General features: G+C 52.9%; 7 protein-coding genes and 1 other RNA gene. 3 read left to right on the plus strand and 5 right to left on the minus strand.

Annotated features, from left to right (window positions below; genetic code table 11):
* Positions 1 to 37: 37 nt before the first annotated feature.
* The gene (locus tag CRP01_RS23500) at positions 38 to 3,721 is read right to left on the minus strand and encodes a sensor histidine kinase (protein WP_099152553.1); all 3,684 of its coding nucleotides are present in this window, start codon (positions 3,719 to 3,721) and stop codon (positions 38 to 40) included.
* A 496-nt stretch (positions 3,722 to 4,217) separates the two neighbouring features.
* Between CRP01_RS23500 and rnpB the strand changes: the two genes are divergently transcribed.
* Positions 4,218 to 4,643: RNase P RNA component class A (gene rnpB / locus CRP01_RS23505), an RNA gene on the plus strand.
* A 64-nt stretch (positions 4,644 to 4,707) separates the two neighbouring features.
* Here the strand turns inward: rnpB and CRP01_RS23510 are convergent.
* Together CRP01_RS23510 and CRP01_RS23520 are read right to left on the minus strand one after the other, a co-directional pair.
* Positions 4,708 to 7,218 (minus strand): TonB-dependent receptor domain-containing protein, encoded by a 2,511-nt coding sequence (locus tag CRP01_RS23510; protein ID WP_099152554.1) that lies wholly within the window; start codon positions 7,216 to 7,218, stop codon positions 4,708 to 4,710.
* 490 nt (positions 7,219 to 7,708) lie between these two features.
* Complete coding sequence (locus CRP01_RS23520; protein WP_099152556.1) at positions 7,709 to 8,536, minus strand: AraC family transcriptional regulator; 828 nt, start codon at positions 8,534 to 8,536, stop codon at positions 7,709 to 7,711.
* 23 nt (positions 8,537 to 8,559) lie between these two features.
* Here CRP01_RS23520 and CRP01_RS23525 point away from each other — a divergent pair, with 23 nt between their 5' ends.
* Positions 8,560 to 9,480 carry a class I SAM-dependent methyltransferase gene (locus CRP01_RS23525; RefSeq protein ID WP_170110509.1) on the plus strand — a complete coding sequence of 307 codons (921 nt, stop codon included), beginning with the start codon at positions 8,560 to 8,562 and terminating at the stop codon, positions 9,478 to 9,480.
* 52 nt (positions 9,481 to 9,532) lie between these two features.
* Entirely contained in the window at positions 9,533 to 9,967 is a 435-nt protein-coding gene (locus tag CRP01_RS23530; protein WP_099152558.1) for a hypothetical protein, read from the plus strand.
* 21 nt (positions 9,968 to 9,988) lie between these two features.
* On the opposite strand, the gene alaS is transcribed toward CRP01_RS23530, so the two are convergent.
* Positions 9,989 to 12,619, minus strand: a complete 2,631-nt coding sequence (alaS, locus tag CRP01_RS23535; protein WP_099152559.1) for an alanine--tRNA ligase — start codon at positions 12,617 to 12,619, stop codon at positions 9,989 to 9,991.
* 351 nt (positions 12,620 to 12,970) lie between these two features.
* The gene (locus tag CRP01_RS23545; protein WP_099152561.1) at positions 12,971 to 15,142 is read right to left on the minus strand and encodes a penicillin acylase family protein; all 2,172 of its coding nucleotides are present in this window, start codon (positions 15,140 to 15,142) and stop codon (positions 12,971 to 12,973) included.
* Between the last annotated feature and the right edge of the window lie 46 nt (positions 15,143 to 15,188).

The following is a 15,188-nucleotide window of genomic DNA, read 5'->3' on the forward strand; positions in this document are numbered from 1 at the left end:
TCGACCGGATCTCTTCGTCGGCCGGAATTCATAACAATTACAATTCCGCATTGTTTGTAAAAACTGGCAGCTCTACGTAAAAAGTGGTGCCCTCCTCTTCAATGGTCTCGAAGTAGATCCGGCCACCGGCGGCATTTACGATACTTCGGGACATGGCCAGGCCGAGACCCATACCGGAATTTTTGGTCGTGAAATTGGGGAAGAATACCTTTTCCCGCAGGGATTCGGGAATACCCGATCCGTTATCCCGCACACTAAGGATAGCTTCTTCATCTTTTCTCCTTAAGGTGATTGTCACTTTTCCCGGGCGTTCGTCGGGAATAGCCTGTAGGGCATTTTTGACTAGATTGTTGATCACCCGCATCAACTGGGTCGGATCGGCAAATACCTCGATATCCGCTTCGGGCAATTCGATCGACAGTTCGGTAGCTCCGTGGTCGCCTTTGGCATAGAGATTGTAGACCGAAGAGACCAGCTTATTCAGATTGAAACGCTCGTTTTGCGCCTGGGGCATTTTGGCAAAGTTGGAAAATTCCCCGGCGATCCGCGATAATCCGTCAATCTGCTGAATGATGCTTTGAGCCACTTCCGATAACATGCTACTGGCCCGCTGCGGATCCTGCTGCTGTACCCGCAACAGGTGTTGAATGTTGAGCTTCATCGGTGTCAGCGGATTCTTGATCTCGTGGGCTACCTGCTTGGCCATTTCCCGCCAGGCACCCTCCCGTTCGGACTGCCGCAGTTTTTCGGCGCTCTCGTCCAGTTTTTTGATCATCAGGTTGTACTCGGCGATCAGCTGACCGATCTCGTCCGGACTTTTCCATTCCAGCGGCTCGTTGTGGCCCAGTTTGAACTGGCTCAGTTTCTGCCCGATCTTGGAGATAGGCTGCGTAATCGAATCCGCTACGAAGAGGGCAATGGCCCCGGCTACGAGCAGGAGAAACACATATACGTTGAGCAGGGCACTGAGGAAAGACTGCAGGTCATTCCGGAATTCGCGGTCATTGGCAAAATAGGGTAACTCGAGATAGGCAATGATCTGCTCATCTACATCCCGGATGGGTACGTAGGCCGACTGGTAGGCCAGCTCACCGATGTGCTCATCACTCCGGTAGGCCGACTGGGTCGGTAACTTGAGCACCTGCAGGGCGATCGGGTCCATCAGCGGCGCCGTCACTTCTCTTTGGAAGAGGAAATTAGCGGAAGTCAGCTCCAATTTGCCCTTCAGATCATAGATGTTGATATCCATGTTGTGAATATCGGCAATGGGTTCGATCAGCGGCGCCAGCACCAGAATGCCGGAGGTCGAATCCCGCTGGCTACTGATATTGCGTCTCAGATCGGCCAGTACGGCCTGGGCTTTCTCGTTGAGCTGTTCACTGCCAGCGCGCAGGGCATTCCGCCGGAAAAAGGCTGCCGTAACGAAACCGACGAGGATGAATGAGCCCACGATCAGCAGCAGCACCGAACGCTGGATGCGGTTGCGCAGCGAAGCGCGGTTCAGGCTGGTGAATTCAAAGGTGTAGGGCAGCGCCTGCCAGTAATAATTGAAGAACGAGAAAAAGATCACCAGCAGGACCAGCAAAATAAAGATGAACGAAATGAAGGACAGTATCTGCAGCATCCCCCGGTCCGTCCGGCTGATCAGCACCGAGAAATCCTGTTCATTCTGATAAAAGAGCGCCGAGTATTCTCCCACATTGGCGTAGTGGTAATTGCCCTTTGATACCGAGGAGAAATAAATCCGCAGACTACTGGAGATAGTCCCCGATTGTTTCAGCGGCTGGGAATTACCGTAGATCTCGTAATTGTACAGCGGCAACTGGGGAAGGTGTTTGTAGGGGATGGCCTGCAGCAGATCGCCGTATACCCGTTGTTCCTTTTGCGAACGATGGCGTATGGCCAGCAGCCAGTGCATACTGGTATCCGCCGGCAGCAGATCCAGGAGATAGTTGTAATTCAGGCGGTGGGGCCGGGGCCAGTATTGCAGATTGGGTACGCTACTGGGCCGCATGTTTTGCCTCGCTTCCAGCAGTCGCATGCTCTCTACCGGTAGTTGACCTTCCAGTAGTGGGCGACCCTCATCCCGATCGACCCCGAAGATCTCGAATTGATAATGCTGTAACAGATAAGGCTCTTCCGAAAACTGCCGTTGCAGCAGGGGAAGGACCTTATCCGTTGTGATCGGAAAACTATCCTCCGGTATGTTTTCCAGCAGCGGGCGAAAAACTGGCTCCAGCCGGGACTGAAAGCGGGCCACCGCTGCCTCCAGTATGGTATCCCGGGGATTGGCCAGGGCTTCGGCGTAGATCCTTTTGGTATCCCGATCCTGACTCTGGCGGAAACTGAAAATGATAAAGCTGGTAACAAAGGCAAAAAACAGCAACCAGAGCACCGTGATGAGCACATTAAGAGAAGGCCGGTCAACCGTCTTATCCAGCGCCATTACATAACTGAAGGATATGAGGAAGATATAGGAAACAGGTAACTTCAGATCGATCAGTGCAACCAACGGTAGCACAAGGACAATGGCTACGATGGAAGCAATGATCCGCGAGGTTTGACTGATCCCGAGGCGGGATGTCGTCTGGAATAGGCGGTGATTGAACAGAAAGATGGCCAGACTGGCGATCAGCCCGCTGGTCAGGGCAAGAATGGTCCGAAAGTCGAGTCCAAATATGAACTCGAAATCGAAGATCAGATCGGACTCCATGACCAGGCTCTGAAACAAACGCATCACCACCACCAGACTGATAATGGCCAGCATGTAGGTGATGGTCGTGAAGATCGCCGGCCAGGGAGCGGCCAGTTGGGGTTGCAGGTTGAGCCGGAATTCCCGGTGGAAGTATACCATCAGCCAGAGGAGGATGATACTGCTCACAAAGAACTCGCCCAGGGTTTGCTTAAAAAGGAAGGTGTTGGAAATGTCCTGGAAAAAGAAGGTGTCGGAAAAGGTATCCGCAAATCCCCACCAATCGGCCAGTAATCCGATCAAAAATACCAGGATGACGATGATGCCGGCGCCGAGCAGAGGATGGTATTTCCGACCGATGTAATTGGCCAGTTTATTCAGGGCCAGCAAAAAGCACAGATAGGCGATCAGGAAAAACGCCAGGGCGATGTTGTGCCAGACCGGGTCGATCATCCGGGAGCCTTCGCTGAGGTGAAAGAGCGTTGTGCCCCGGGAATCCACCACCGCTTCCTGTCCCTGCCGGTCGATGATTAGCGTATTCGGCAGCGCGCGGGTTTTCCAGGCAAAGGCCTCTTTCAAAAGAGGGCCCTCCACCGGGTACTCGTATTTGATCGGTATGGCGCTCACGACCAGCAGCGGCTGATCGTCAGCGTCCGATAATTGTCGACTTTTCAGTACGTAAAAACCGGTATTCAGTGAAACGGCGAGGGGTGTTTCCCCGCGGTAGAGCCGCTCCAGGGTATTGGCCGGTAGAACGAGTTCGTTATCGGTCCAGAAAACCGGAGTGCTGTCCCGAAAAAGCATCCAGACAATGGATGCTTCCGACCATGCCTGCAGGAAAGAAAGTTCAGCCTCACTGGGAATGGCGTACAAACGCTGAGTCTTTCGGTAGATCTGCAACCAATGATCCGTCTCGGCCAGCAGCGGCTCCAGCCGTTTTTCCTGCTGCTGATAATAAGTGCTGAGCTGTCCGGCATACTTCGGTAATAATCCCGTACTGCTGGAACGCAGGTGCGCCAGCCATCCCATTAGGCAAAATAATCCACTGATTATCAGCCACCAATATGTTTGCCTGGATAGATTCAAACTACACTTATGACTATCGATTTACGGTACATTACTGGATAATGTGAAAAAGCCTAGGTGACTGGAAGACCCGGCGAATGGTAGAACGCGTTGTGTTTCGCCCTTTCGCTAAGGCTCCGGAACTCCTCTGCTGCTCCTTTTGATACACTATACGCAGTAGTGAAGACTTTCGACCAAAACTTGCACGACGTGCTAACTTAATAGTTTATCTGCCAAGTATACGAAAAATTGGGCGTGCTTGTTGCCCGGATTGACGGGAATGCGGGAAACGGGGGGGAAGTTCCTGAGGGGTAATGGGCGTACTACTGGACAATAGAAAGACGGGGTGACCGGGAGACAGGAAGAAAGAGGAGAGGTTTTCCATGCCATTTCCCAACTTTCTATTTTCCCAATATCCGATCTTCCCAAAGTCCTACCTTCTGCGTACCTTTGCCCATCCACTACCGGCTACTCTATCGCGGTTCCGGTTTCGGCCGGAAATGAGGAAAGTCCGGACAACGTAGAGCACCGCACTACCTAACGGGTAGGCTGCATTCCGGGAACGGAATGTGGACAGCCAGTGTCACAGAAAGCTAGACCGCCCCGGCCTTCGGGTTGGGGTAAGGGTGAAAACGTGCGGGCCATTTGGCCTTAATGTAAGAGCGCACGCCGCGGCGGGGTGACCCGTCGGGGGGATAAACCTTGCGGGTTGAAATGCCACGCACATCCCGGGGCCTGCGGGCCGCTGAGTTGCTCGCTCAGTTTTTCCCTCGGGAATGCCGGGAGGGGTAGGCAGATAGATCCGGTTCGTAAGGACCGGACTAGATAAATGATAGAGGCTCCGCCTGGCGGAGAACAGAATCCGGCTTATCGGCCGGTGGTGGAGTTTTTCAATAACAATTGCAATTGCAATGTCAATACCTTCTAGTCTAATATTCTACTACTAGACACTAAAATTCCTTCTCACCGAATTCACTCTTCAGCAGATTCACCTTTTTCGAGCTCTGATTGATCTGGTAGGTAAGCCCGATCTGGAGGATATCCACTTCGTACACATAATTGGTGGTCGTATAAAAATTATCCCGCACGGTAGTGATGCGCTGCTCGTTGGAAGAAAGCAGGCCAAGGTCCAGGTTGAGCCACTGGAAACTCACCGCCAGTCGTTTATCCAGGAAAGTCTTGCGAAGGGTCAGACTGGGATTGTAAAATCTCGAATCCCTTCCCTGCGCCGTCACCCGTTCCGAAAGATAGTTGAGTCCCAGTTGCAGGTCCATGGTCGACATCAGCTTGAAATTGGAGGTCGCATTGATGGAATAAATGGTGTTGGCGGTATTGATCCGATCCCCGAATAGCTGACCTTTGATCCGATAGTTGTAAATATTGGTACCCAGGAATAAGCGCCACCAGCCGGTAGGGTAGAGGGTGGTGCCCAACTCCAGACCGTATACCTGCGCCCGCCCGGCATTGGTATAGATCCGGTTGAGAATGGTGTCGTTAAATATGGTATTCACCCGGTTGATCACATTGTTGATATTCCGAAAATAGACGGTCGCGTAGAGGGAGTTGTCCTCCCAGTTTTTGACCAGGCCGGCTTCCACCAGATCGATGTATTCGGGGAGGAGGGCCGCATCGCCCTGCTCCAGCGTTTCGGAATGTTCGCGCTCGGGGAAGGGCGTCATTTTAAACGTGGTGGTCCGTTCTATCCGTCGGCTGTAGCCGGCCTTGGCGGAGAGATTATTGCCCAGGTCATACTGCAGATTGAAGGAGGGAAAGAAGTTGAACTGATCCAGGGTGTAAAGGGTATCCGGTTCGGCAATGTCCACCTGGCGGTCAAAATACTCCAGACGTAGTCCACCCGAATATTGAAGTCGGCCCACTTCACCGGACAACTGACTGTAAACCGAATGGATCTGGCGGCGCAGCTCGATACTGTTGGTAAACAACGGATTGGTCTCCCACGTATTCGTAGCGAAATTGCGATCCAGATAAATAAAATCTCCGGGATGTTTCAGATAGCGGTACTGGTAGCCGCTTTCCCACTTGGCATCTCCCAGTTGGCCGGCGTAGTCCAGTTGCAGGCGGTAGCCGTCCAGCGGATTATCATTATCGTTGTACTGCAGCTGGAAAGTGTCGCGCAACTGCGGCCATCCCAAGCTGACGTTATCGGTGGGGCCACCCAGCAGCGTGTGTTCGTACAATCCGGAGATCTTCAGACTGGAGGTATTGGCAAACTTTACCGTATAATCCAGAGCGCCGATCAGAAAATCTCCCCGGCGGACCCGCAGGTTCTCGTTGTAAAAAGTAAACTGACTCACCTGATTACCTCCCGGAAATACCGTGCCGCTTTCGCGATAAAGATCCCAGTAGGCCTCCGGGCCGAGAAACTGCCCTTCGGTAATGCGGGTGCGCTGTTGATCCAGGTAGAGGATGTCCGCCGTTCGGTACTGGGTACGTTTTCCGGCGTAGAAACTCGCGCCGATGGATTGGCGGTCGCTGGGGGCAAAAAGCACGGACGCCCGTCCGGAATAATTTTCCCGGTCGAAACTGCGCTCCCCGTCGGAAGGGAATTCGGTAAGCACTTCGTTCAGATAGGTATTCACGTATCCTTCCCGGCGGCCCGAAACGTCATTGCGACTATAATCGAAGCCGGCCGAAAGATCCCATTTACCCTTTTTATAATTGACGGTGATATCGCCCCCAAACCGGCGGGCGGCTTCTGCATTATCGTATGGCTCAATGCTGGGCAATCCGATCAGGCCGTTGGCGATCAGTAGGAGCCCGTCGGTAACGCCCTGCCTGGTCTTGATATTGATGATCCCGGCCTTGCCGTCCGGATCGTATTTCGCCGAAGGAGCGGTGATGATCTCGATATCTTCGATGGCATTGGCGGGGATCTGACCGAGCATAACCGCAGGGTCCGACTGTACCGGTTTGCCGTTGATCATCACGATGAAGCCCGTAGCTCCCCGCACGGAGATCTCTCCGAGAGCGTTAACCGTAATGGAAGGCAGATTGCGCAGTACATCGGTGGCATTCCCTCCCTGGGCGCTCTGAAACTGTCCGGCATCGAAAACCTGTTTGTCGAGGCGGTGCAGAGAGGTGATCGCCCGCCCGGTCACCTCCACTTCCCGCAGTACGCTGGCATTTACCCCCAGACTAATGGTGCCGAGATCGGTGACTCCGTCCAGGGAGAAAACTTCCGAACGGTAGGGCTCGTAGCCCAGGAACTGGGCGATGACATAAACCGTGCTGGCTTGTAATTTTGAAAACAGGAACTGGCCGCTCTGATCGGTGACCACGCCGTTGATCAGGCTGGAATCCCCGGCGGAATGGAGCGTAACACTGGCGTATTCAATGGCTTCACCGCTGGTGGTGTCAATGATCCGTCCCCGGATCTCGATCTGGCCAAAAAGCGAGCAGGTAAGTGAGAGTAGGGTAATGCAGGATATTAGGCTTCGCATCGCAAGACAATTGGTTGAAGTGGTCGTTGGTTTTTCTATCACAATTCATCCGAGGTCCTGCCGGTCAGGCTGCTCTCCGTCGGGAATAAAGCATAGCGTAGACCGATCTCCAACAACTGATACCAAACAGAAAGCTGTACCATCCCCACCGGGTCGGTGAGGGTGGATCGTTTTGCTGTTTGGTTAAGGCTTGGTGGAAACGTTGGAATACTCTTCCCTGCTTCTCCGGGTAAAGAGGTCTGGTAACTGGCAACCTGGATTAAGAGCCTATCCAAAAACCATCCTTTGATCTTAAAATAACCATCTATGGAACCTCATTTCGTCATTTCCTCCTTCCGTAGCGCTGCTACGAAACTCGAAAATGACTTCGTGAGAACCCAAATCTGGTCATTTTCGACGTCAAAACCGGTTTCTGGATAGGCTCTATGTGAGCCACAAAATTAACGGTCAACCCTTTCGTCGTGTAGTGCTATTGGTGGTAATAATGGTATTATTGGAAGTATTGGGCTCGAAACTGCAACGGCGTTACCCGCTCGTGTCTTTTGAAAAAACGAATGAAGTAGGACGTGTCATTGAAATTGAGCAGGTGGGCGATCTCGCTCATCGACTTTTCCGTGTGGAGAATGTAACGTTTGGCTTCCAGCAGCAGTTGACCGGTAATATGGTCACTGGCGCTTTTTCCGGAATGTCTGCGGCAGACGCTGTTCAATTGCTGGCGGGTGGTCTGCAGTTCCTGGGCAAAATCGTTGACGTTGCGCAAGTCCGGACATTTTTCGGTGATCATCTTTTGAAAGCGGTCAAAAAGCAGGTTGGGAGTGGCCCGGGTGGCGTTGGTACTGGACAATTGTAGCAATTTGGAGAACAATACCCGTAAATATCCATTGATCACCTGATCCGAAAACTCGTTCCCACTGTTAAATTCCTGTATAATATCTTCGAAAATAAAAGTAAGGTCTTGCTGACCGTGCATGGAGATATTGACGACGGAGGTCAGATTTTTCATTAAATTTAGGATGGAGGCTTCGTTGATGAAGTTGAAAAACTCTTCCTTGAACAAAATGACGTACCCCCGGGGTATGGAAGTGAACTGCCAGCAATGCAATTGACCCGATTGGAGGAAATAAAGCTCCGGAGCTTCAATTTTGAACTTCTCGGTTTCTATCCAATGATAGCCTTCGCCCTGGGTCAGATAGATCAATTCGTGGTAGCCGCCGTGTTTGTGCGGCCGGGTCTTCTTGATCTTTTCCTTGAAGCGGGAAATTTTAAAGAGCTGATCTTTTCCTAACTTATTCTTGAATGGAATGGGCGCAGCATTCATATGGGTACAATTGTCGTAAAACTATGAAAATAAAGATATTACTCTGGTTCGGGCTTCTATTTTCGGGTGTCGGCGATTTGGCAGGGCAATCGGTGTCGGGTCAGATTTTAGACGCCTATTTTACGGCACTCACCCGACAACACCAAGCAAATGCCGAGATTTCGCAGGCGCTCAGACATTTATCTCCCGATCTGGAGGAAGATTACCGGCAATTACTGCAATTGACGGAGCAGGATGCCACCTTACCCTGGGCTTATTTTCGCCGGAATCTGGAACGCGTCGGCGCCGGTGCACCCCTCCTGACGCTTTGTGAGGAAGGCCGGCAACTCGATCTGATGCTCCGGCGCTATCATAATTTACGACTGGTTGATCCCTATTCGCAACTCACCGTAGATACTTCCCAGTCGATGCAGCGACTCTGCTTTTTCGCTCTGACGGAAGGGGAAAAGGTGGCGGAGATCGGGTTCGGTTACGGCTATAATCTGCATTTGCTGGCGCTGGGCTACCGGAATTTATCGATCTATGCCAATGAACTCGATGCACATCGCCTCCAGCGAATGGAGGAAACGATCACGGAAGAATATCCGGCAAGCCGGCATCAGCAGTTTCACTTCATCAACGGAGCTATCGCTTCCACTAATCTGGAAAACCTGGATCTGGACCTGATCATCATGGAAAATGTATTTCACCATCTGTCGGATCAGACGGCGTTTTTGCGGTCCATGCTCAAAAGCCTCGGGGAGAACGGGGAGATCGTCATCATCGAAGAGTTTCGGGAAGCAGATCGGCAGGGCGGAAGCTGCCCGGATCTGATAACCCGAAAACAACTACTGGATCTATTAATTGACAGTGGCCTGGAACTTCAAAGCGAGCAAAAGCTGTTATCGCAGTACAAAACCATGCTGCGTTTCGGAAAAGGCACCGGGACTAAACTGAATAAATGACCGTTTATCTCCGGGACCGTCACCGCAACTCACTTCTTAAACTCCAGCCATAATGACCCAGGAAATTGATCGCATCACTTTTGAACTGACCGTAAGGGCGGTACATTCCGGCCCCGACGATGTATGGATGCAGGGCGATCTGCATGTGCTCATCAACGGGCATCCACCCTATTCCATCAACGATATGGTAGATCCGGCTGCGTTGTTGCGCAGCCTGGCTGCGGAGGGCCGGTACTTTCTTTTCTCCTGTACCTGCGGCGCCCCCGAATGCGGCGGCTGGGAACAGGGGATAGCCGTTAGTCATCGCGATCAGCTTACCGAATGGAAAGACATAGACAAGGAAACTTCCTGGCGTTTTAAGCAGCAGGATATAGCGGAAGGGTTGCGGGAAGTGCAGACGGAAGTAGACTTCTTCAAGTCCTTTTTCCGGGTGAAAAACATCCGTTTCTACGCACCCGATCTGGAAGATCGTGGTTCTGCCACTTAAGCGGCAGAACCACGATTGGTATTAAGCGCCGGCGATGATGTCGCGGGCGGCGGCGATCGCAGCATCCAACCCATCCGGATTTTTGCCGCCGGCGGTAGCAAAGTGGGGTTGGCCACCGCCACCACCTTTGATGTGCTGAGCTACCTGGCGGATCATCTGACCGGCATTGATCTTCCCTTCATCGGCCACATCCCGGCTGATGATGATGGTCAGTAAGGCTTTGCCGTTGGCCTCCGCACCGAGTACGGCTACCAGACGATCTACGTCTTTTTCCAGTTGGAAAGCCAGGTTCTTAATCGCTCCGTTATCGTTTAGGGGCAGTTTGACCCCGATAAAGTTTACTCCGTTAATGCTTTCTGCTTTGCTGCCGAGCTGATCTTTCAGTGCACCGGCCTGCTCGTTGAGCATTTTTTCGATCTCTTTTTTCAGCGCTTTGTTCTCTTCCTGCAGGGAGTGGATACTTTTCACCACGTCTGCCGGATTTTTCATCATGGAACGTACTTCGTTCAATGCTTGCAGTTCCGAACGCAGATGCGCTTCGGCCACTTCGGCCGTAACGGCCTCGATCCGGCGGATACCCGCAGCCACTGAGCTTTCACTCAGGATCTTGAACTGACCGATCTTACCGGTAGCGCTAACGTGGGTACCTCCACAGAGTTCGCGACTGAAATCCTTATCGAAAGTGATCACCCGCACCTCATCACCGTATTTTTCGCCGAAAAGCATCATTGCTCCGGACGCTTTAGCCTGGTCGATCGGCATGTTGCGATCTTCTTCCAGTTGGATATCGGCCCGGATCTTTTCGTTGACCATAGTCTCGATCTCCTGCAATTCTTCCGGCTTGACCGCCTCGAAGTGCGAAAAGTCAAAACGCAGGCGCTGGTCGTTGACATCCTGGCCTTTCTGCAGTGCGTGTTCGCCCAGGATCTGGTGCAAAGCAGCGTGCATCAGGTGGACCGCCGAGTGATTGGCTTCCGTAGCGCGCCGCATCCGGTCGTGAACCTGCGCGTGTACGCTGCCGTCCAGCGTTTCGGGAAAACGATCGACGATGTGCACCGTCAGTTCATTTTCTTTCTGTGTGTCCAGTACTTTGATGGTCTCTCCGTCGATGGAGAGCAGCCCCTTATCACCGGCCTGACCACCGCTTTCACCGTAAAAAGGCGTTTTGTTCAGTACGATATGGTACTGGTCTTTGCCTTTGGCATTGACGGTCCGGTATTTAATGATCCGGGCGTCGTCTACGGCTAGTTGATCGTAACCGACGAATTCCACTTCCTCACCGCTGCGCAGTTCCGTCCAATCGCCTACTGCTTTAGCCGCATCGGCCCGGGCGCGGTCTTTCTGCTCCTGCAGCGCCTTTTCAAACCCTTTTTCGTCCACCCGGTAGCCTTTCTCTTCGGCCATCAGGCGGGTGAGGTCGATCGGGAAGCCGTAGGTATCGTACAGAACGAAAGCATCTTCACCGGCAATGAGGCCGTCCGTCACCTCCAGGTCTTCAAAACGGGCGATGCCGTTCTCGAGGGTATTCAAAAAGGTCTTTTCCTCTCCTTCGATGATCCGGGCCACCTGCACCTGCTGGGCCTTCAGCTCGGGGAATACTCCCTGGAAGTAATCCGCCAGTTGCGGGATCAGGGTATGCAGGAAAGGTTCCTTGATGTTCAGGAAGGAATAATAGTATCGGACAGCTCTGCGCAGGATCCGCCGGATCACATAACCGGCTCCGGAATTGCCCGGCAACTGCCCGTCGGCAATTGTAAAGGCAACCGCCCGGATGTGGTCCACGACTACGCGCATGGCGATATCGCTTTTGGCATCCTCCGCGTAGCGGTGCTGGTATTTAAGACCGGATTGCTTTTCAATATAATTAATGAACGGCATGAAGATATCCGTATCGTAGGTCGCCTTTTTCCCCTGCATGACCATCACCAGCCGTTCGAAACCCATTCCGGTATCGACGTGTTTTTCGGGCAGCGGCTCCAGTTTGCCGTCCGCTTTGCGGTTGAACTGGATGAATACGTTATTCCAGATCTCCACCACTTCGGGATCATCCATATTCACCAGCTCGTGGCCGGGTACTTTCAGCCGATCCTCGTCGGAGCGCAGATCGATATGGATCTCGGTACACGGTCCGCAGGGACCGGTATCGCCCATCTCCCAGAAGTTATCTTTTTTATTGCCGTTGATGACGTGATCCGCCGGCAGTATCTTTTCCCAGAAACCGCGGGCTTCGCTGTCTTCCGGTAATCCTTCGCCGGCATCTCCTTCGAATACGGTAGCGTAGAGACGGTCCTTGGGTAGCTTCAGCACATCGGTCAGCAGTTCCCAGGACCAGGCGATGGCTTCTTTTTTGAAATAGTCGCCAAAGGACCAGTTGCCCAACATCTCGAACATGGTATGGTGGGTACCGTCGCGGCCCACTTCTTCCAGGTCGTTGTGCTTACCGGATACCCGCAGACATTTTTGCGTATCCGCTATCCGGCGCTTATCCGGTACCTGATTGCCGAGGAAATAGTCTTTGAACTGGTTCATACCCGCGTTGGTGAACATCAGCGTAGGATCATCCTTGTTCACAATGGGCGCGGAGGGCACGATCTTGTGATCCTTTGATTTGAAAAAATCCAAAAAAGCCTGCCGTATTTCTGTTGATGTCATGCTTTACCAATTTGAGGGTGCCGGATATTTTAAGGTGACTAACGCAGCGCTTACCGATTCCGTTCCACCCCTCTGTATTCACTTTTATTTTCGAGCAGCGAAGATACCAATTTGGTGGGATTTAAAAGAAAAGAGCCCGATACGTTTGAGGATGGGTTTGGGATCGGTAGGCTTCCTATCTTTTTGGGTAGGAATGGCCGGAGGTAACGATGGGCCGACTGAGAATCACTGCCGCTCCAATGGGGAACAAAGCCGGATGGTTGGGAACAATATGGAAGCCGGTCTCCTCCGATAATGATCAGGAAGAGACCGGCGGATTGCTTTTAATTTAATCAGGAAAGCTCCAGCCAGCTATTTCCCGGGCCGATAAGTTCGTTCCTGGTGTTGTTCCACATCTGTGCGGTAGAAATAGACCGGCCGGAACTGCGCTTTGGTGAATAGCTCCGCCTGATCGGTAAAGTGCGGGCTGTCAGGGTCTCCGCTCTGTCCGCCGCTGACCACTGCCCGAGCCTGCAGCCGATCGCCGAATTCCACCACCGCCACAAAACTGTTGCCGCCACTGCCGTAACGCTTTTTGGTATTCGGATAGGTCCGCGCACCGTAGGACGCCAGGGAGCCCCAGCGGGAGGAGGCAAAACCTACGGGCAGGCTCGGTGCATCGTCGTCAAAACTTTCCCGGATCGCACCGGTCCGGCGCTGGTAGCGGTTGATCGCTCCCCAGGGTGTTTTCCAGTCGCCGAAATCTGATTCCAGGCGTCGGATCGCATTGACGAGCATGGCTAGTTTTTCTTCCGGGGTCGTATGTTGCACCATCAGTTCGTCCGTCATCAGTTCCCTGCGGGTGGCTGCATCTACTTTATCCCGGAGCAGATTCAGCATATCTTCTCCCCAGTAGACGGCCAGGCTGGTGGCAACGGAAGATTCACCGTATCCCAGGTCCCAGTCCTGCAGGATCTTGATCGCTTCATCCAGCGGCGGATAGCCCATATTGGTCACTTCCCGGTAGGCGGCCAGCAGGGCCGGTATCGGTTTTTCAAAGGCGGCCAGAAAAGGATCATTGGCCGCCCGGATCAGGCCGTCCAGATCGTAGGAATTCCGGCTTCCCAGTACCCGCACCGCGTTGATGCCCCGAAAATTTTCCCGATCCGGCGCAATGTAATTCGCATAATCATCCGGATCGGGGCTGCCCTGGCTGCCGGCCACGGTGTAGGGCGTGGAGTTGCAGTTCTGGATCCAGCCGGATGCGGGGTTGCGAACGTGGATCATTTCCTTCAGTTTGAGCAGCCGCCCCCAGTCCGTTGCCGGATTGCTGCCGTCAATCAATCCGTTGTAATCGTAATTCGGATCCCTTTTGGGAATGAAATTCCCGTGCCAGTAGCCGATATTTCCCTGCCGGTCCGCGTAAACGGTATTATTGGAGGAATTGGTCCGGATTTTCATGGTTTTGCGGAAACTCCGGTATCCTTTGGCTTTGGTGCGCAGATACGATTGGGTAAGGGCATCCAGCGGTCGGTTCATCATCCGGAAACTGATCCATTTTTCTCCTTCGGAACGAATGATGGGGCCGTGGTGGGTTTTGTAAAAGGTGAATTCCCGCTCGCCGACGGAATCGCCGTCGCGGAAGGGGATCGTCACCCGATGTTCTTCTACGGGTCTCTGTTCGTCACCGTACTGGTAGTAGAAGCGGTCTCCTTTTTTAATAATGGTTTCCTCGTACTGATCGATGGCATCAGCGTAGGTGGAGGTGTGCATCCAGCCGCAATTTTCGTTAAATCCCTGGTAAATGAAGAATTGCCCCCAGGTAGCGGCACCGTAAACCGACAAACCTTCTTCGCTGTTGACGTGCTGTTCCGAACGAAAGTAAAAGGAAGTGTGCGGGTTGATCAGGAATAGGGCATTTCCACTTTCACTTTTTTCCGGAGCGATGGCGAAACCATTGGAGCCGGTGGGTTCTTCCTCCAGCGCCCAGCGCGTATCGACGTATCCGGTGCGGTCCTGACCGTAAAAAGCTTCCAGTCCCCGCAGGGAAATGCGGGTGATATCCCCACCGATACTCCCTTCACTGAAGGTAAAGGGCATCCAGGGTTCAAAGCGGGTCAGGAATTTCGGTTCTACTTCCGGGTGGGTGTGCAGATAGTAGTTGATCCCGTCGGCAAAGCCGTTGCAGAGGGCTTTCATCCAGGCCGGACTTTGCCGGTAATAGGCCTTGGCCTCATTGGAATCCAGGAACATCCGGGCCCGCAGATCGTGGTAGATCAGGTCTTCGCCGTAGGCCATCGCCATCTGGCCGGTGGCATCCAGATAGTTTTCTTCCACCCGCTGGAAGTCATCTTCGCACTGCGCGTAGAGCATACCGAATACGGCATCCGCATCGGTTTTGGCGTAAATGTGGGGAATACCCCAGGTATCCCGGATGATCGTAATGCTCTGGGCCCGCGCTTCCCAGCGACTGATCTCCGCGGAGTTGACGGATTGACTGAAAAGGGTAGGAGCAAGGAATAAAAAGAAGCAAGCTATTCTCATAAGAACTAGTGTGAGTTAGAATGATGAAAAGTGAGCAAAAGAATGG

Origin of the sequence: Flavilitoribacter nigricans DSM 23189 = NBRC 102662, assembly GCF_002646595.1 — a bacterium.
Classification (GTDB): Bacteria; Bacteroidota; Bacteroidia; order Chitinophagales; family Saprospiraceae; genus Flavilitoribacter; species Flavilitoribacter nigricans.